General features: G+C 58.1%; 20 protein-coding genes. 7 read left to right on the forward strand and 13 right to left on the reverse strand.

Going from position 1 to position 18,683, the window contains the following annotated elements:
• Positions 1-177: 177 nt before the first annotated feature.
• Complete coding sequence (gene pgl, locus VGK48_27385; GenBank protein HEY2384915.1) at positions 178-885, forward strand: 6-phosphogluconolactonase; 708 nt, start codon at positions 178-180, stop codon at positions 883-885.
• A 51-nt stretch (positions 886-936) separates the two neighbouring features.
• On the opposite strand, the gene VGK48_27390 is transcribed toward pgl, so the two are convergent.
• Genes VGK48_27390 through ureA form a run of 7 tightly spaced genes read right to left on the reverse strand, consistent with a single transcriptional unit; the run spans position 937 to position 5,839 of the window.
• A complete protein-coding gene (locus VGK48_27390) occupies positions 937-1,707 on the reverse strand; it encodes an urease accessory protein UreD (protein HEY2384916.1) in 771 nt (256 codons plus the stop codon).
• A 2-nt stretch (positions 1,708-1,709) separates the two neighbouring features.
• Positions 1,710-2,318, reverse strand: a complete 609-nt coding sequence (gene ureG, locus VGK48_27395; protein HEY2384917.1) for an urease accessory protein UreG — start codon at positions 2,316-2,318, stop codon at positions 1,710-1,712.
• A 2-nt stretch (positions 2,319-2,320) separates the two neighbouring features.
• Entirely contained in the window at positions 2,321-2,998 is a 678-nt protein-coding gene (locus tag VGK48_27400) for an urease accessory UreF family protein (GenBank protein HEY2384918.1), read from the reverse strand.
• Between the two features lie 8 nt (positions 2,999-3,006).
• Positions 3,007-3,459, reverse strand: a complete 453-nt coding sequence (locus VGK48_27405) for a hypothetical protein (protein ID HEY2384919.1) — start codon at positions 3,457-3,459, stop codon at positions 3,007-3,009.
• A gap of 7 nt (positions 3,460-3,466) precedes the next feature.
• Positions 3,467-5,173: an urease subunit alpha gene (ureC, locus tag VGK48_27410; protein HEY2384920.1), complete on the reverse strand. Its 1,707-nt coding sequence runs from the start codon at positions 5,171-5,173 to the stop codon at positions 3,467-3,469.
• Positions 5,170-5,484, reverse strand: a complete 315-nt coding sequence (locus VGK48_27415; protein ID HEY2384921.1) for an urease subunit beta — start codon at positions 5,482-5,484, stop codon at positions 5,170-5,172. The genes ureC and VGK48_27415 overlap by 4 nt, the downstream gene beginning before the upstream one ends.
• A gap of 43 nt (positions 5,485-5,527) precedes the next feature.
• On the reverse strand, positions 5,528-5,839 hold the full coding sequence (ureA, locus tag VGK48_27420; protein HEY2384922.1) for an urease subunit gamma: 312 nt from the start codon (positions 5,837-5,839) through the stop codon (positions 5,528-5,530).
• Between the two features lie 294 nt (positions 5,840-6,133).
• On the opposite strand from ureA, the gene VGK48_27425 reads away from it, so the two are divergent.
• From VGK48_27425 to urtE, 6 genes are read left to right on the forward strand one after another with little or no spacing between them, the layout of a single operon-like run.
• Positions 6,134-7,201 carry a hypothetical protein gene (locus tag VGK48_27425; protein ID HEY2384923.1) on the forward strand — a complete coding sequence of 356 codons (1,068 nt, stop codon included), beginning with the start codon at positions 6,134-6,136 and terminating at the stop codon, positions 7,199-7,201.
• Positions 7,202-7,231: 30 nt separating this feature from the next.
• Complete coding sequence (gene urtA, locus VGK48_27430; protein ID HEY2384924.1) at positions 7,232-8,524, forward strand: urea ABC transporter substrate-binding protein; 1,293 nt, start codon at positions 7,232-7,234, stop codon at positions 8,522-8,524.
• Positions 8,525-8,571: 47 nt separating this feature from the next.
• The gene (urtB, locus tag VGK48_27435; GenBank protein ID HEY2384925.1) at positions 8,572-10,182 is read left to right on the forward strand and encodes an urea ABC transporter permease subunit UrtB; all 1,611 of its coding nucleotides are present in this window, start codon (positions 8,572-8,574) and stop codon (positions 10,180-10,182) included.
• Positions 10,183-11,283: an urea ABC transporter permease subunit UrtC gene (gene urtC, locus VGK48_27440; protein ID HEY2384926.1), complete on the forward strand. Its 1,101-nt coding sequence runs from the start codon at positions 10,183-10,185 to the stop codon at positions 11,281-11,283.
• Positions 11,280-12,080, forward strand: coding sequence for an urea ABC transporter ATP-binding protein UrtD (gene urtD, locus VGK48_27445; GenBank protein HEY2384927.1), 801 nt, complete (start codon positions 11,280-11,282; stop codon positions 12,078-12,080). Before urtC ends, urtD begins: the two co-directional genes overlap by 4 nt.
• A 2-nt stretch (positions 12,081-12,082) precedes the next feature.
• Positions 12,083-12,778 (forward strand): urea ABC transporter ATP-binding subunit UrtE, encoded by a 696-nt coding sequence (gene urtE / locus VGK48_27450; protein ID HEY2384928.1) that lies wholly within the window; start codon positions 12,083-12,085, stop codon positions 12,776-12,778.
• Positions 12,779-12,785: 7 nt separating this feature from the next.
• On the opposite strand, the gene VGK48_27455 is transcribed toward urtE, so the two are convergent.
• The 6 genes from VGK48_27455 to VGK48_27480 form a co-directional block, all read right to left on the reverse strand.
• Complete coding sequence (locus VGK48_27455; GenBank protein ID HEY2384929.1) at positions 12,786-13,250, reverse strand: hypothetical protein; 465 nt, start codon at positions 13,248-13,250, stop codon at positions 12,786-12,788.
• Positions 13,251-13,524: 274 nt separating this feature from the next.
• The gene (locus VGK48_27460) at positions 13,525-15,525 is read right to left on the reverse strand and encodes a TonB-dependent receptor (protein HEY2384930.1); all 2,001 of its coding nucleotides are present in this window, start codon (positions 15,523-15,525) and stop codon (positions 13,525-13,527) included.
• A gap of 22 nt (positions 15,526-15,547) precedes the next feature.
• Positions 15,548-15,988 (reverse strand): response regulator, encoded by a 441-nt coding sequence (locus VGK48_27465; protein HEY2384931.1) that lies wholly within the window; start codon positions 15,986-15,988, stop codon positions 15,548-15,550.
• Entirely contained in the window at positions 15,985-17,493 is a 1,509-nt protein-coding gene (locus VGK48_27470) for an ATP-binding protein (protein HEY2384932.1), read from the reverse strand. The genes VGK48_27465 and VGK48_27470 overlap by 4 nt, the downstream gene beginning before the upstream one ends.
• A gap of 12 nt (positions 17,494-17,505) precedes the next feature.
• Entirely contained in the window at positions 17,506-18,102 is a 597-nt protein-coding gene (locus VGK48_27475; protein HEY2384933.1) for a YfiR family protein, read from the reverse strand.
• Positions 18,071-18,683 (reverse strand): response regulator (locus tag VGK48_27480; GenBank protein ID HEY2384934.1); only part of this gene is annotated, 613 nt, incomplete at its 5' end. The genes VGK48_27480 and VGK48_27475, both read right to left, overlap by 32 nt.

The following is an 18,683-nucleotide window of genomic DNA, read 5'->3' on the forward strand; positions in this document are numbered from 1 at the left end:
CTTGTGAATGGCACCGTTGATAATGCAGGCGGGCGCCGACTTCTCTTCCAATTCCTCGATCATAACGATTTCTTGTAGTTTCTTTGGATCCATATACCTCCGATAAGATGTAGTCCTATTCCACATCGTTCGTATCGGCAATCGTCCAAAAACCATTAGTAAGTGAGGAGAGGAAAAATGCGAACTGAAGTGCTTGCGGACCCGGAGGCAGTCGCTGGAAAAGCCGCCGCCCTGATCGCCACCGAGGCGCGCCATGCCGTTGCGGCCCGCGGCCTCTTCGTCATGGCGGTCAGCGGAGGCCACACACCATGGTTGATGCTTCGTGCTCTTGCCGAAGAAGACGTGCCGTGGGCAAGCGTGCGCGTATTTCAGGCCGATGAGCGTGTTGCTCCCGAAGGCCACGGGGACCGAAATCTCACGCACTTGCGTGCCTCTCTGCTGGAGCATGCCCCGCTGCCCGCCGGGCAGATCTATGCCATGCCGGTTGAGATTCCCGACCTCCAGACCGCGGCTGCGCAGTATGCCGCCGAACTCGAGCGGATCGCCGGCACGCCGCCCGTGCTTGATCTCGTTCATCTCGGCCTGGGGCCCGACGGGCACACTGCATCGCTGGTGCCGGGCGATCCGGTAGTGGATGTCATGGACCGCGATGTCGCGGCGACCGGCGTGTATCAGGGCAGGAATCGATTGACACTTACTTATCCGATCATCAACCGTGCCCGCCTCATCCTCTGGTTGGTGACGGGCAGTGAGAAGGTACCGATGTACAAGCGCCTGCAAGCTGCTGATCCATCGATACCGGCCGGGCGCGTGCTGCAAAACAACGCGTTGTTGCTCGCCGACAGCGCGGCCGCAGGCCCGGGTACAGGCGAAGCGCGCCCATAGAAAACCGCCGAAGCCTGCCAGCACATCCGGACAGGGCAATCGACCTCGGAGTCAGCGAGATCGCGCTGTAAACATCTCACGGCGGCGATGGAAATCCGGGCCTGAGACCGATACAACGCGGACGACGGCGAGGTCCTTTGCCGGATTATCGATGCCGGCTTCGGGCATCTTCTCGTGTAACGCGGCCGCGAAGTCGTTTGCGCACGGGCCGGCATACAATCCGGTCCCCACATAGTCGCAATTACTCATTGCCCATGGTGATCCTTCGAAGCCCTTCGGCAACTGCAGCCTGTCGAGGAAGAGCAGGGTGTCGCCCGAATATAAGCGGGTTTCCGATGCGTATTCGCGGAACTGCCAACGCTCACCGCGGCCGACGCGGCCCGCCATCACGGCTTCCCAGAACATCAGGCAGCCGCCCGGTTGCACATCGATCCGAGTTGTTTGTTTCAAGGAAGACTCGGCAAACGGAATAGCCGGCTCGAGATAGAACTCCAACTGCGCATCAGGCTCGACGACAATGCGATTGTTCTGTTTCGCAGTCCGGCCTTCTGACGGATGGATCTTCGTCGCGGACTGTTGCGTGATCCGGACGGCGGCTCCGCGCTCGACCCGAATCGAACACTCCAGATCGTCGCCGCCGAATATGCCTGCCGTGCAATGCATCAACATCAAATGCGCGGCCGGGTCCCCCGAACTCAGAAGGCGCGTGACCTTGAAAGGCACTTCGCAGTAGGAATGCCGGAGAATCGTCTGTCCGTTTTGCAGAGAGAACGCCAGTTCGAGGCGCCCGCGCCGTCCGACGTCCGCGAGAGGAATGCGCATACTCAGTTTTCGAACAGAAGCTCCCGGCGGATCCAGTCGACGACTTTATCGACGCCGTCGCGAGTCTTCAGATTCGTAAAGACGAAAGGCTTGTCGCCGCGCATGATCCTGGAGTCCCGGTCCATGACTTTCAGATCGGCGCCGACGTGGGGCGCCAGGTCCGTTTTGTTGATTACGAGCAGATCCGAGCGCGTGATCCCGGGTCCGCCTTTGCGCGGCACTTTGTCGCCGCCCGCGACGTCGATGACATAAATCGAGGCGTCGACCAGTTCGGGACTGAAGCTGGCGGCCAGGTTATCGCCGCCGCTTTCAAGAAAGATGATGTCGAGATCCGGAAACCGCTGCTGCATTTCGCCGACAGCGTCGAAGTTGATCGATGCGTCCTCACGAATGGCGGTATGCGGACATCCGCCGGTCTCCACGCCGATGATGCGGTTCGCGGGAAGCGCCTGGCTGCGTACCAGAAATTCCATGTCTTCTCTGGTGAAGATATCGTTCGTCACTACGCCGAGCTCATAGTCGTCGCGCATGGTCTTGCACAGGCAATCGAGAAGTGCGGTTTTGCCGGAACCCACGGGACCTCCGACGCCGATTTTTAGGGGTTTTCGCATGGTCAGGACCGGAACATTCGGCTGTAAACGTACTGATGGTTCATCTGTTCAATATCGAGCAGAGGGTTGAACGAACGCAACGGTTCATCTCTCTGCTCGAGGATTCCGTCGACCGCAGCCGGCAGCTTGTTCAGGTTTTTCGTCAGCAGATTCTGTCCTTCCTGCTGGCCCATTGAAATCAGGCGCAGGGCAGCCGAGACAATGCCGGTCAGCCGGTTATATCCGAACGCAAGGGCGGCAGTGCGCTCATCGAGGCCGGCGTGAAAGTACACCAGCGCATAGGCGGCTGCCGCATTGGAATGAGGCAGCGTGACGGCGTTCCATGGAACCCGGGCGCCATCGGCCATCGCAGCGTAAAGCGAAAGCAGGCGTCTTCCGACTCCTGAGCTCGAGGCGCGCACAGCCGCAGCCGGACGGATCGCCGTCAGTTCTTCGTCGATGCGATGCAACGTCTCGAAATCATTTTTCCTGAGCGCAAACATGCACTTCACGAGCGCGAGTCCTTCACAGGGTACAAACACGCACTCCAGAAAATGCTTTATCCATCCGTCGAGCGAGACGGCGTCGCGGACGCGACCGGCCGCCGCTGCCGTCTCGAGGCCGTCGGAGTATGCGAACGCTCCCACCGGAAAGAAAGAGTCGGTGACCTGAAGAGAACGAATGAAGCGAAGCGAGTCCATGGTTGGTATCAGTGAACGTGTCCCACGTTCGCAAGCGCGGCGGTGAACGGGCGTTGGCCGCTTTCGAAGTGAGCATGCAACTGCTCGAGCAGGCTTCGCACGGCTGCAGTCTGAAGGAAGATCAATTCGTTTTCACCGATCATGACTTCCTGATGCCGGTTGCCCACGTGGTAGGCAAAATAGGCCCAATCCTGTGGCGTCTTCGGACGCATGATGTATACGGGTTCGCTCGCCTCCTTGACCCGGACAACCGTCCGTTCCGGTTCGAGGATCATACAGTCTCCCGCCTTCAACACCGTGCCGTTCGGAAGCGAAATCGCAAACTCCAGGCCGCTGTCCGACTTGCGCCGCCCGTGACCCTGCCGCCGGTCCTGCCAGGTAAGCGTGAGTGTGTCTTTAAGGTAGCCGTCGTATGCGGAACCGATATCGGGCGCCCGCGTGATTTTCTCGACAATTGTCATATACGTTCTAGAACAGAAAATACCGCTGGGCCAGGGGAAGCGTTTCGACCGGATCGGAGTGCAGCAACTCGCCGTTCGCGCGGACTTCGTAGGTTTCGGGATTGACCTCGATGTCCGGCGTGGCGTCATTCCACTTGAGGTCGGCTTTGCGGAGTTTGCGGCATCCGTGAACCGCGGCGAGCGGCCGGTGAAGATTCCTGAGGTTGCCGCCCTTCACTCCGGCGGTGGACACGAAGTGAAACGCCAGCGCGTTGGTAGCCAGACCATAGCTGCCAAACATGGGGCGGTAGATGCACGGCTGCGGCGTCGGAATCGATGCGTTGCCGTCGCCCATCAGCGCGCCGGCGATCAGGCCGCCTTTGATCACGATTTCGGGTTTGACTCCGAAGAATGCCGGCTTCCACAGAACGAGATCCGCCAGTTTGCCCACCTCCAGCGATCCTACGTGATCGCTGATACCGTGCGTGATGGCAGGATTGATGGTGTACTTCGCGATGTAGCGCTTGGCGCGAAAATTGTCGTTCTCCGCGCTGTCTTCTTTCAGCTTACCCCGCTGCTGTTTCATCTTGTCAGCGGTCTGCCATGTCCGGCAGATGACCTCGCCGATCCTGCCCATTGCCTGGGAGTCCGACGACATCATGCTGATCGCGCCAAGGTCGTGCAGGACATCCTCGGCGCCGATGGTTTCCGCGCGAATGCGTGAGTCGGCAAATGCCACGTCCTCCGGGATCGACGGCGACAGGTGATGGCATACCATCAGCATGTCGATGTGCTCGTCCATCGTGTTGCGGGTGAATGGCATCGTCGGGTTGGTCGATGAGGGGAGGACATTCGCCAGACCGCAGACGCGGATAATATCGGGAGCGTGGCCTCCGCCGGCGCCTTCGGTGTGATAAGTGTGGATCGTTCGATCTTTAAAGGCAGCGATCGTGTCCTCGACGAAGCCGGCTTCGTTGAGTGTGTCCGTGTGGATCGCCACCTGCACGTCAAACTCTTCCGCCACGCTCAGACACTGATCGATCGCCGCCGGAGTGGTTCCCCAGTCTTCGTGCAGCTTGAGGCCGAGAGCGCCGGCCAGAATCTGTTCGCGAAGTGATTCCGGCAGCGACGAATTACCCTTGCCGAGAAATCCAAAATTCAGCGGGAAAGCTTCGGCCGCTTCATACATCCGCAGGATATTCCATGCGCCGGGCGTGCATGTGGTGGCGTTCGTCCCGGTCGCGGGTCCCGTCCCGCCGCCGATCAGCGTGGTCACGCCGGAGTAGAAGGCTTCGGGAATCTGGTTCGGAGAAATGAAATGGATATGTGTATCGATACCGCCGGCGGTGAGAATGCAGCCTTCTCCGGCAAGAATCTCCGTCGAGGCGCCGATCTCCATGCCCGGAGTGACGCCATCCATGATGCCGGGATTTCCCGCCTTGCCGATTCCGGAGATCCGGCCGTCGCGAATCGCGACATCCGCCTTGTAGATCCCGCTGTAGTCGAGAATCAAGGCATTGGTAATCACAAGATCGGGAGCGCCGCCGGCCCGGGTCGCTTCGGAAGACTGGCCCATGCCGTCGCGGATCACTTTGCCGCCGCCGAATTTCACTTCGTCGCCGTATACGGTCCGGTCCTCTTCGACTTCGATGATGAGGTTCGTATCCCCGAGACGGACGCGGTCTCCCGTGGTCGGGCCGAAATGGTCCGCGTAGGAGTGCCGGTCGATTTTCATTTGGATTTCAGCTTTCCATTGACGAGGCCGTTGATGCCGTAAACGGTGCGTGTTCCGCCCAGCGCCACCAGTTCAATCTTCTTTGTATCTCCGGGCTCGAACCGGACGGCTGTTCCCGCGGCGATATTCAGCCGCATTCCGTAAGCGGCGTTGCGATCGAAGTCCAGCGCACGGTTTACTTCAAAAAAATGGCAGTGCGAGCCGACCTGAATCGGACGGTCGCCCCGGTTTGTCACGGGGATCCGCGCTGTGGCGCGGCCGGCGTTCAGCTCGATGGGTTCGCTGCGAAGAAAGTATTCTCCTGGAATCATCTTAATAATGGCTGCGCGCTGTCGCGCTTGCATTCGCAGCCGCTCATCTTAATAGTCGAATAGGTTGATGGACAGTAACGAGTTTTGTGCCGTCGGGAAAGGTTCCCTCGACCTGAATTTCAGAAATCATTTCGGGAACGCCCTCCATGACGTCATCGACGGTCAGTAGGTTCGTTCCGAGTGTCATCAGCTCCGCGACCGTTTTTCCGTTCCGGATCTCCTCGAGCAATTCCGAGGTGATCAGGGCCACCGCCTCCGGATAGTTGAGCTTCAAGCCGCGGCTCTTCCTTTTACGGGCGAGTTCACCGGCGGTGAAGACCATCAGCTTGTCGATTTCGCGGGGTGTCAGGTGCATCGCAGCGGCCGAAATAGAAAAATTGAAACCAGATATTACATGGCGCTCCGCGACAAAGCATCAGCCAATTTAGCTATGAGCGGCATTTTGGCGTTGAGAAAGTGTTGACGCCTTGTCAACAATTTGTTAGAACTTGTCTCGCGCCGCACAATGCCGTGCGGCAGCAACCCCAAAGACGAAGACGTCCCGGTACTGCGATGTAAGCGGTGGGACGTTTTTTTGTGCCTCAAATCGCCTCACCGTCCAACACCAGCACGTGCCTGGATCGCCTTCATTTAAGAAAGGGATTCATTCATGATCAGGCAGCGCATTCGTAATTTTATCCTTGTTGCCGGGTTCTCGGCATTGGCTGGTTCGCTATGGGCTCAGACGGAAGTTGGCCCGGTGACCGTCGGCGCCGGACTGCAAACCAGCTTCGCACATACCGAACCCAAGGGCGGCACGACCACCGACCAGCTTCTTCTGAACAGCGTCCGTTTGTACGTCAACGGAGTCGCCACCAACAACATCAAATTCATGCTCAATACGGAATACGACGGCGGCACCAACAAGATCGGCATCCTGGACGCCGTAGGACGTGTTGAAGTCTCGCCGAAATTCAACATCTGGGCTGGCCGTTTTCTTCCCCCGAGCGACCGCGCGAATCTGTATGGTCCATACTTCGCGGCCCATTGGAATACCTTCACGGACGGCATCCAGGACGGCTACCCCTTTGTCGCGACCGGCCGTGATAACGGCATCGCCTATTGGGGCGACTTCGGTAAATTAAAATTCTCCGGCGGCGGATTCGACGGCGCCACCGCAACCGGCAACAAGAACGTCATCGGCGCTGCCCGCGTTCAACTCGATCTGTGGGATCCCGAGAAAGGCTATTACCTGAACGGAACTTACTACGGCGGAAAGAACCTGCTCGCGATCGGCGCGGCCGTGCAGGCGCAATCTTCCCTCGTCACGGGAGGGCCGGTGAACAAGGCGACCAGCGCGGACTTCCTTATGGAGCGGAAACTTCCCGACGGGAGCGTGGTGACGATCGAAAGCGAGTTCGCCAACTACGACCGGTTGGGCGGATACAGCGCGAATTACACCTCCGACAAGGGCGGCTATGGCCTCGCAAGCTATCTCTTCCCGAAGCCTGTCGGCCCAGGCAAGTTTGAACTGCTCGGCAAATGGGCGGATGCGCGCTTCAGCCGAGGTGTAACCGCGGCGAACGTTCCGTTCAATCAGAAAACGACGGAATTTAATTTCAACTACGTCATTAAAGATTTCAACGCGCGCATCATGTCCTTCTACCAGAGGACGAATTTCACGGCAACAACACCCAACACCTGGAAAATCGGAGCGGGCCTCCAGATACAGATGTAAAGCATTTTCTTAATTGCAAGGAGTCGATTTATGAAACTTAGAAAGCTCTGTACCGCGGCGCTGCTTCTGGCCATCGCGCTCGCGTCGGCGAAAATCATAACAGCCCAAACCGGCGGCACGATCAAAGTCGGTGTCCTCCATTCGTTGTCGGGCACCATGGCCATCAGCGAAACCACGCTGAAGGACACGATCCTGATGATGATCGACCAGCAGAATAAAAAAGGCGGCTTGCTCGGCAAGAAACTGGAAGCCGTCGTCGTCGATCCTGCGTCCGACTGGCCGCTGTTTGCCGAAAAGGCGGCGCAGCTGCTGGAGAAGGATAAAGTCGCAGTCGTCTTCGGATGCTGGACGTCGGTCTCCAGAAAGTCTGTGCTCCCGGTTTTCGAAAAGGATAACGGTCTGCTCTTCTACCCGGTTCAATATGAGGGAGAAGAGTCCTCCAAGAACGTGATCTATACGGGCGCGGCGCCCAACCAGCAAGCCATCCCGGCCGTGGACTACCTCATGAAGGAAGTCGGTGTGAAACGGTGGGTTCTTGAAGGGACCGATTACGTGTATCCGCGCACGACCAACAAGATCCTCGAAGCCTATCTGAAGGCAAAAGGCGTGGCGGCGGCCGATATCTCCATCAACTACACACCGTTCGGCTATTCCGACTGGCAGACCCGCGTGGCCGCGATCAAGAAATTCGGTTCGGCCGGCAAGAAGACCGCCGTCGTGTCGACGATCAACGGCGACGCCAATGTCCCTTTCTACAAAGAACTCGGCAACCAGAAGATTTCGGCTGAAGATATCCCTGTCGTCGCTTTCTCGGTCGGTGAAGAAGAACTGTCCGGCGTCGACACGAAACCGCTGGTCGGCCATCTTGCGGCCTGGAATTACTTCGAAAGCATTTCGAATCCCGCCAACAAGGCGTTCATCGATCAGTGGCACGCTTACATCAAGAACCCCAAGCGCACGACCAACGACCCGATGGAAGCGCATTACATCGGCTTCAATCTGTGGGTGAAGGCCGTTCAGAAGGCTGGAACGACGGATACGGAGAAGGTGATTGCGGCGCTGCCGGGTCTCGAGACGCCGAACTTGACGGGTGGTATCGCCAAGGTTTTGCCGAATCATCACATCACGAAACCGGTGTATATTGGCGAAGTCAAAGCAGACGGCCAGTTCAACGTGGTCTGGAAGTCTGCGGGCACAGTTCCCGGTGACGCCTGGTCCGATTACTTGCCGGGCAGCAAGGACATCGACGCAGATTGGGTGACGCTGAAATGTGGAAATTACAATAGAGTCACCAAGAAGTGTTCGGGGCAGAACTACAAATAAACAGATGGTTTTCGCGGCGCGGGCAATGGACTCTCCTCCTCTATCTGATGCTTGCGCTCCTGGGCGTGGACGCCGTCCACGCCCAGGCTCAATCCAAGGACGACAGTTTCCTGTCATTGCTCGGTCAGCTCCGCGAGGCATCGTACTCCGATAAGGCGGATATCGCCGAACGGTTGAGCCAGACGGGCCATTCCAGCGTTCGTGCCGTCCTCACCGCGTTCCTTGAAGACCGTCTGTGCTATCGCAACGACAACCAGAAGGTCTTCATCGAGAAGGCGGCCGACGCGGATCCCGCAGATCTGATCGACCCGCTGTCGCTGAAAAGCGCCGGCACCGCTCCGGCGGACAGCCTCAGCAAAATCGGCACCAATAACGCCTTGCGAAAAATGCTGCGGACGACTGTGGCGCACTTCGGGCTCTCCAGCCCCGATGCGGCCGTGCGTCTGGACGCGGTAAAGGAAATGCTGCGCTCGCTCGATGAGTCGAATGTGGCCATGCTGCGCGAGCGTGCCGGAGTCGAAAAGGATTCCAGCGTTAAAAAAGAAATCGCCACCGGACTGGCGCTAGCCGCGCTGGATGACACGGATGCGCAGTCCCGCCTGGCCGCCGTCGGCACGCTCAAATACAGTCTCAGCCAGAACGTGCGGAACAGGCTGGCTCTTCTGTTCGACAAGTCTTCCGATGGCACCTATGCCGAAAGCGACGAGAACGTCCGGAAGGCCGCGGAGAGCGCGGTGAAGAGCATCGATCGATGGCGCACGTTTTATTCGGGGTTCGAAACACTGTTCTTTGGTCTCAGCCTGGGTTCGGTGCTCGCTCTGATCGCCATCGGACTGGCAATTACCTTCGGCGTTATGGGCGTCATCAATATGGCCCACGGCGAACTGATGATGCTCGGCGCCTATACAACCTATGTCGTGCAGACGGCAATGCCGGGACACATCGAAACCTCGATCCTTGTCGCCATTCCGGCGGCATTTATTGTGGCGGGACTTGCGGGAGTCATTCTCGAGCGTACGATCATCCGTTTTCTTTACGGCCGGCCCCTGGAAACGTTGCTGGCGACGTTTGGCGTGAGCCTCATTCTGCAGCAAGGGGTCCGCTCGATTTTTACGGCGCTGAACCGGCAAGTGAAGACTCCATCCTGGATGAGCGGCACGCTTCAGCTGAACGACGCGCTGGCAATCACCTATAACCACCTCTACACGGTGATCTTCACGTTGATTGTGTTCGCAATCACCATGGTGGTGCTGAAAAGCACCCGGCTGGGCCTCGACATCCGGGCCGTCTCGCAGAACCGGACGATGGCCAAAGCGATGGGCATCCGCACCGAGTGGGTGGATGCGATGACGTTCGGACTGGGTTCGGGCATCGCCGGAGTGGCCGGCGTGGCTTTGAGCCAGTTAACCAACGTCGGTCCCAATCTGGGACAGTCCTACATCATCGATTCGTTCCTTGTTGTCGTTTTCGGCGGTGTCGGAAATCTCTGGGGTTCGCTCATCGGCGGCATGTCGATGGGCATCGTCAACAAGCTGCTCGAACCCTATTCCGGCGCCGTGCTGGCGAAGATTTTCGTTCTGGTGGCGCTCATCCTCTTTATTCAAACCCGGCCGAGCGGGCTGTTCCCGCAGTCGGGCCGCGCGGCGGAGGATAAATAGATGGCGTCCCGTCTGCGCGATTGGATCTTTCCAGCGGGCGACCGGGGAGGAGCTGGCTTTCTTGCCACGCTCGCGGTGGCGGCCGTCGCTGTGCCGGTCCTCAACCAGCTGGTTCCGGCGTCATCGCCTGTTCACCTCTCCCCTTATGGCCTGACGCTGATCGGCAAATATCTCTGTTACGCGATGCTGGCGTTGTCCGTCGATCTGATCTGGGGATACTGCGGCATCCTGAGTCTCGGACATGCGGCCTTCTTCTCCGTCGGCGGCTACGCGATGGGCATGTATCTGATGCGCCAGATCGGCCCGCGCGGCGTGTATGGCGATCCGATCTTGCCGGACTTCATGGTGTTTCTGAACTGGAAGTCACTGCCATGGTTCTGGTACGGCTTCAATCATTTTTCATTCGCTCTTCTGATGATCGTGGTGGCTCCGGGGGTGCTGGCGTTCGTGTTCGGATGGTTCGCCTTCCGGTCGCGCGTCACCGGGGTTTATTTTTCGATCATCACGCAGGCGCTCACCTACGCCATGATGCTCGCCTTCTTCCGCAATGACATGGGGTTCGGCGGCAACAATGGATTCACCGATTTCAAGGAGATCCTCGGGTTCGACCTCCACTCCGACCTCACGCGAGTCGTGCTCGTGGTGCTGAGCGTATTGGCTCTCGGAGCCAGCTATCTGGCCTGCCGGGCGATCGTCACGTCGCGGGCCGGCCGCGTCATGCGGGCGATCCGCGACGCCGAAACGAGGACGCGTTTCATCGGATATCCGGTCGAATCGTTCAAGCTCTGGGCCTTCGTGTTTTCTGCTGTTATTGCCGGCGTCGCCGGCGCATTGTATGTGCCGCAAATCGGTATCATCAATCCTGACGAATTCAGTCCGATCAACTCGATCGAGGTCGTCATCTGGGTCGCGGTGGGAGGCCGGGGAACACTCTACGGCGCGATCGCCGGCGCGGTGCTGGTCAATTATGCGAAGACCTATTTCACGGGTGCGATTCCCGAAGTATGGCTGTACGCCCTGGGCGCGCTGTTTGTTCTGGTGACGGTATTTCTGCCTCGCGGTTTTGCCGGCCTGCTGCGGGCAAAGGATAAACAGCAATGAGCATTCGCGACAAGATGCTCTATCTCGACAAGGTGACCGTCAGCTTCGACGGTTTCAAGGCGCTTAATGAACTCACGCTCTGCATCGAGCCGGGCGAGTTGCGTTGCATCATCGGTCCCAATGGCGCAGGCAAGACCACGATGATGGACGTGATTACCGGCAAGACCCGTCCGGACTCCGGGTCCGCGCGCTTCGGGCGTTTCATTGAAGCGCTGGAGTTGGCAGGTAAGGATGCCGAAGACGATTACTGGCAGGGTCTCGACCTGCTGAAGATGTCAGAGACGGAGATCGTGAAGGCCGGAATCGGGAGAAAATTCCAGAAGCCGACCGTGTTCGAGCAGTTGACCGTGCTGGAGAATCTCGAACTCGCGCTGGCAGGCGACCGCTCGTTTCTGAAGACTCTATTGGCATGGATCAACCCGGACCAGCAAGAGAGAATCGACGAGGTGCTCGCCATCATCGGCCTTTCCGAACAACGCCTGGCGCCGGCGCGTATCCTTTCCCACGGCCAGAAGCAGTGGCTCGAGATCGGCATGCTTCTGATGCAGGAACCGGAACTGCTTCTGGTGGACGAGCCGGTTGCCGGCATGACGCCGCAGGAAATCGAACGCACATCCAAACTGCTGCGTTCTCTCTCCGGCGAACACACCGTCGTCGTGGTTGAACATGACATGGACTTCGTCCGTTCTATCGCGCGGCGCGTTACGGTTCTGCACGAAGGGAGTGTTCTCGCGGACGGTGAAATGAGCGAAGTGCAGAACGATCCCCGGGTGATCGAAGTGTATCTCGGAGTCTAAGCGTGCTCTCCGTTACAGGACTCAACCAGTTTTACGGCGGCAGCCACACCTTGTGGGACGTCGATCTGTCCGTGACGCCCGGTTCGCGCACCTGCGTGATGGGACGTAACGGCATGGGCAAGACCACGCTCCTCAAATGCATCATGGGACTGCAGCCGGTGACCTCCGGCAGGATCGTGTTCGATGGAACTGATCTGGTGAAGTATCCCGCCGAAGAGCGCGCCCGGCTCGGCATCGGCTATGTGCCCCAGGGGCGTGAGATCTTTTCGCACCTGACCGTGGAAGAAAATCTCCGTGTCGGCCTGGGTATCCGCAAAAACGGAGCCCGCTCGATTCCCGATCGCATCTTCGAACTGTTTCCCGTCCTGAAACAAATGCTCCGCCGTCGCGGCGGCGATCTCTCGGGCGGACAGCAGCAGCAACTCGCGATCGGCCGCGCTCTCGTCCTCGAACCGAAGCTGCTGATCCTCGATGAGCCCACCGAAGGAATTCAACCCAATATCGTCCACGAAATCGGCGACCTCGTTCTGAGACTGAATAACGAGATTGGACTCACCGTGCTTCTTGTCGAACAGAAGCTGCCTTTCGCCCGCCGCGTTGCCAGCGAGTTCTGCATCCTTGATAAAGGGCGCAGCGTCGCCGGCGGCCCGATTGCAGATCTGACGGATCAATTCGTCCGCGCGCATTTGAGCGTCTGAGTTGATATCAATAAATTGTCAGGACGGTTGAGACCACGGTATCTTTCTTGAAAAAGACCGCTTCCCGCGGATGCGCAATGACGAGCACCCAGTTTCCTTGAGGCAGGATGTCCGTCTTGTCCATCGTCATGACGTCCTGAGCCGATAGTGACTTTTGGTATGTGTATTCCGGCGCCAGGAACGCAAAGAACTTCCCCTCACCTTCCCGGAACTTCGCGGCCTCATCTCCGGTCATTATCATCACATCAACAGGTCTGGGAGTTGCTGTGATCTCGATGCGGACTCGGGAATCTTTGTCCAGAAAGAAGGCGCGGGTTGCGGAGTCACCTTCTTTAATCTGGCTGCGTTGATGAATGACATCCTGAGGCGGACTGGTTGGAGTCGCAAATGCGGCGGCTGGAATGTCTTGTCTGCGATTGTTTGCGCCAGGACGGCCGAATATCAAAAACTCCAGTGCGATCACGACAGCCAATAGCGCAAGTTTTCTGGGAGTCAGAAGTCTCCTCAGAGGTGGACGAGCGAGATTTGCAGACCGGGCTCGTGGGGCGGCGGCCGAGTCCTCCCGGCTACCACATTTCGGACAAACCGCGGCTGTGTCCGATATTTTCTCTCCGCACTTAGCGCAATCGATGAAAGCCATCTACGACTATTGTGCGATCGAGGGAATGGCGCCGCAACCACGTTCTTGCGCCATCTCATCCTTGCAGTGACTGCATGAATTCCGATGTGGGATGTTTCGGGGACAGCTACCAGACGATGGCCAGCTTTCCGTAAGCGCTTCGACGGATCTCTTCTACAGGACTGGGGCTTGAAACGACGTATTCGAGGTGACGGTTGTGGAGAAGATTTTGTCCGGCAACGGATAGCTCGACCTTACGCGTAGCGTGCCAGGCCAGCCGGCTGTCCAGTTCGGAATAACTTGGAACGATTCCAGGCGTGCCGGCGTTATTGAAGCGAAAGGAGTCGATCCACCGGGACTGAGCGTTAAGCTCGAAATTCCTCGGGAGATCCATCGAGGAGCGCATGGCCAACTGGTGCCGCGGATCGGCGGTTTCGTTCAGGGCGTTATTGAGATCCACCGTCCCCGGCTTGACGTGAATATTTTCGAGCAAAAGATCGTAGCCGCCATGGAGCCGCCACCAGCGGAGGATTTGATAATTGGCGGCCAATTCGAAGCCGTGGGTTTCCCCCTCCAGATTGTTGGAGAAAACGTAAGGAAACGGCAGGTGCGTCACAGGATTAGGCGCGCTGGGACTCGTGCTCCGGATATTGTTGTAGTCGTTGTAAAACCCTGAGATCGAAGCGGACACTTTTGAACCGAGCTGCGCCCGGTAACCCATCTCATACGCAATTGCGGTTTCGGATTTGAAGTTTGTTCCGCCAATCAGAAGATCCGTAATGAGAGGAGCCACAGAGGGCGTCATTAACCGTTCATCCCGATCGACTCGCGAGGGCGACCGGACCGCCCGGGAGACGGCCGACCACATGGACTGTTTTGGCGTCATGTCCCACTGGAGCCGCACATTCGGCTCGATCTCGAAGCCGGTGTAGTCGTTGTGCTCGACTTTTGTTCCCAGCGTGAAGGCAACATTTTCCGCGAGCCGAACTTCATCCTGGACAAAGACATTGAACAGATTCTGGTCCAGCTGCGGCGGCTCGAAAGCCAACCCCGGCGCGTTTTGAACCGTGTCATGCGTGAAGCGATAACCCAGGCCCCAGACGATTCCGTTTCGTCCGTTCAAACGGAAGCGATGTTGGAAATCGAGATCGACCGTATCGAGGTCGTCGGTCAGCGTGCCGGCGGGAGCAAGGACCAGGGCGCCGGCCATCTGCTGGGGAACGGGATCGCGAAAATGCGTCCGGTCGTAATAGATCTGCAGCTTCATGTCGGATTCGTCGGAAGCGGCATGAGACCATCGTCCAAGCAGGTTGCCGCCGGCCGCCCCCGCGCTGCGGCCCGTCGGGAGGTTCTGGGGAGTCTCATAAAAATCGCCTTGCAGTGTAAAGCGGTCCTCCCGCTTTGCCCCGGCGTCGATCCGAAAGCCGCCCTGTCCGCTTCTCCAGGAGTCCATCGCAGCATTGCCGTTGGGCAGAACTTCATGGCTCCTGTCGAAAAACCGTCCGTACACGCGATAGTCCGCACTTCTTCCAAGGCTGCCGCCGTAGCGAATGCCGGTCACGGCTCGCAGTTGCGATCCGCCGCCGGCTTCGGCATATAAACCTTGTGAATCCTTTGCGCTCTTCGTGACGATATTGATGACGCCGTTGACGGCATTGGCGCCCCATAGCGTGCCGCCCGGTCCGCTGATCACCTCGATGTGGTCGATGTCTTCCAGCAAATAATCCTGCCGATCCCAGAAGACGCCGGAAAACAAGGGGGTGTAAACAGTTCTTCCGTCGATTAGGACTAAAAGCTTGTTCGATAAATCCGTGTTGAAGCCTCGCGCGCTGATGGCCCAGGCACTGGAATTCTTCTGAGCAACTTCCAGGTTGTCCGCCAGCCGCAGCGCCTCCGGCAGGCTCGAGGCGCCGGAACGGCGTATGTCTTCCTGCGTAATGACCTGAATCGCGGCGGGCGCTTTCATGAAAGGCTCCGGCTGCTTGGAAACCGACGTCACTTCAATGTTCATCAGCTGGTCCAGCGTCAGATGTTTCAGATCATCCGGCGAACTCTGAGCGAAGGCATGTGACGCGCCGAGCAGAGCACCAAGAACAGGCAGCAGGCGAATCCATTTGCGAAGTCCCATAGCATCTATCCTTCCCGGAGATTTATGCGGGCGGCACCTGGTTGACCACCATCCAGTAAAGGCCAAGCTGCCGGATGGTCTGGTTGAACTGTTCAAAGTCCACCGGCTTCTGGATGTAACTGTTGACTCCGAGTTTATAGCTGTCGACGAGGTCTCTCTGCTCTCTTGAAGATGTCAGTACCACGACGGGAATCGAGCGCGTGCGCTCGTCGTTGCGGATGGCCTGAAGGACTTCGAGGCCGCTGATCTTGGGCAACTTCAGGTCCAGCAACACGACTCTTGGGGCGCAGAAGTCGCGGCCGGCATGAGGTCCCCGGCAAAAAAGGTAATCCAGGGCCTCCACGCCGTCGCGGGCGACATGAATCCTGTTGATGATTCCGCCCTGCTGCAGAGCAATCATCGTCAGTTCCATATCCGCCTCGTCATCTTCCACATAAAGAAGCTCGATTTCTTCGTTGTTCATGCCTTCACCTCGAGGGGTACAACCGTAAAGAGGAAGGTTGCGCCCTGATTGACTTTGCCTTCGGCCCAGATCCTGCCGCCGTGTTTTTGAATAATGCGTTGAACCGTTGCGAGCCCGACGCCCGTGCCCTCGAACTCTTCGGCGCGATGCAGGCGCTGGAACACACCAAACAATTTGTGGGCATATTCCTGTTCAAAACCGGCGCCGTTATCGCGGATGAAAATAATCGTCGAGCCGTTTTCCGAGAGCCGGCCCACCTCGATCACCGCGTGTTCCGTACGGCGTGTGTACTTGACGGCGTTGGATAACAGATTCGTGAAAACCACTTTCATCAAACCCGGGTCGCATTTCATATCCGGCAGGTTGGCGATCTGCCAGTCAATCTGCCGCCCTTCGCATTCGGACTTGAGATCCGCGATGGTGCCCTGGACCATCTGATTCAGGCTGGAAGGCCTCACTACAAGTTCCTGCCGCCCGATTCTCGCCATGTTCAATAAATCATCCACAAGGTGTCCCATGTGCTTCGCGCCGTCGCGAACCCGTTTCAGATATTGCTGTGCAGTGGCGTCGAGGGTTGGCCCGTATTTCTGCATCAGGATCATCGAGAACCCGTCGATGTGGCGCAAGGGGGCGCGCAGATCATGCGAAACCGAATAGGAAAAGGCTTCCAGTTCCTTATTGGCCGCCGCGAGTTGAGCTGTACGTTCCTGGACCCGCAGTTCCAATTGGTCCCGTGCCGTCTGCAACGCCACATCGCGTTCCTGAATCTGCTCGAGCATTTCGTTGAAAGCGCCGATCAATGTGGCGAGTTCTCCGCTTTTCCCGGCGGGCGCCGCCCGCACCGCGTAGTTCTTTTCGCGGGATACGGCCAGGGCCACGCTCGCCAGCTGTATGATCGGCTCGGAGACGGACCGCTTCAATCTTCCGGAAATCAACAGGGCGGCCAGCAGGGACACAGCTAAAATCACGGCGCCCATCGAAACGAATCGTTTCACACGCGCATCGAGCGCCTTCAGGTCTGATTGGATGCATACGATGCCGACAGGCTTGCCCTCAAAGATGACGCGGCGCGCCAGTGTGAGCTGGTCGCCGGCAAATGAATAAGCCCGGGCTTTGCCTTCGGGAATAGCCGGCCGCGAAGCGCAAGCCCGATAGGGCGAAGCATCGATAGATGCGGCAGCCCGCGGATCCTGCCCTGAATATTTGGCGAACTCGCTGCCCTTAGCCGTGTAGATCGCGGCGGCCGTAATATTCGAAGACGCTTTCAAGGCCGCCAGCGTGCTTTCCGCCGCTTCCGCATCGTTGAAAACCAGGGCGGAGATGCTGTTTGAAGCTATGATCTGCGCTTCGATGGACAGATTATTCACCATCGTTTCCTTGAGGCTGACGCGGTCATAGGCGAAGAAGGTCACGCAAGCGAGCAGCAGGGCGACACCGCTGACGAGCATGTTCATCAGCGTCAGTCTTCTTGAAATCGAGTAACTCCAGCTCGAACGCATCTTCATGACTCTCCGCGCTCAGGTCCCCGAGGGGACTCTTTTAACGGCAGCCGCGACCTTCAGTAATTCCGAGCTCAATTGCAGCCGCGCCTCTTCGGCGGTCGCCAGGTTGACCTCGAACCGCACTTTGTTGGCTGCAAGCACGAACTGGATCATGCCGCCGCGCTGCACGAATTCAGGCATGTCGCTGACGGTCAGGATGCTGGACTTGTCAAGCGCGGCTAAAATCTGCTTCAGCCGTTTATCCTCCGAAGGGCTGATAAAGAGAATCCGGCAATTCTGCGCGCCTTGGACGTTGGAGATCCGTACGGTCACGATTTGTTTGCCGTCGATGGTCTCACCGGAGACCGTGGAATCGAGAACCGCGCCGAAGGGATCTTCCCCGAGAATGCAGATCCCGAACTGTCCTGCGCTCAGCGTGGCGGGCCACGTCACGAACCGGCCGAAGTTATAAAGGTAAGCGGCCTCGACCTGGGGTCCGCTTGCCTTGGGTTGCTGCCGCCCATCGAGCCTTGAAACCAGGGAAACGGCGATGATGCCCGCAATCATCCATGGGAAAACCCGGAATTTCTTCATGCAGCGTTCATAGCGCGTGCAGAACGGTGGTGATGGCATTCAGCAATTCCATGGCAGTGAAGGGTTTTCGCAGGGACACTTTTCTCTTCGACACGGCTGCCGGCGGACACTCGTGTGTTTTAGGCATTCCACTTGCCGCAACCACGCGCAGTTCGGGTTTGATCTTTTCCATCATTTCGAGCATGCTTCCGCCGTCCATGATCGGCATGTTCATGTCGCTGAGAATGACGCTTATTTCCGCCGAATGTTCGCGGAACGCAATCAACCCCTCCGCACCGTTCGCCGCCGTTATGACGCGATATCCATAGGCTTCCAGTGTGGTCTTTGCGATTTGCCGGATGGCGGCTTCGTCGTCCACGATCAAAATGAGTTCACCATGGCCGAGGCTCGGCGCGTTGACTTTGTCGTCGGCGGTGACGGATTGCGTCGGACTCGCGGGAAGATATACGCTGAACTTCGTTCCCCGGCCGACCTCCGTCGAGACCTGCAGAAATCCCCCATGGTTTTTGACGACCATTTGTACGGTCGCCAGGCCGAGGCCGGTGCCCTTTCCGTCCTGCTTGGTGGTGAAAAACGGCTCGAAAATCTTGTTGAGCAAGTCCTCGGGTATTCCGTCTCCG

This window comes from Terriglobia bacterium, from assembly GCA_036496425.1.
GTDB lineage: Bacteria > Acidobacteriota > Terriglobia > 20CM-2-55-15 > 20CM-2-55-15 > 20CM-2-55-15.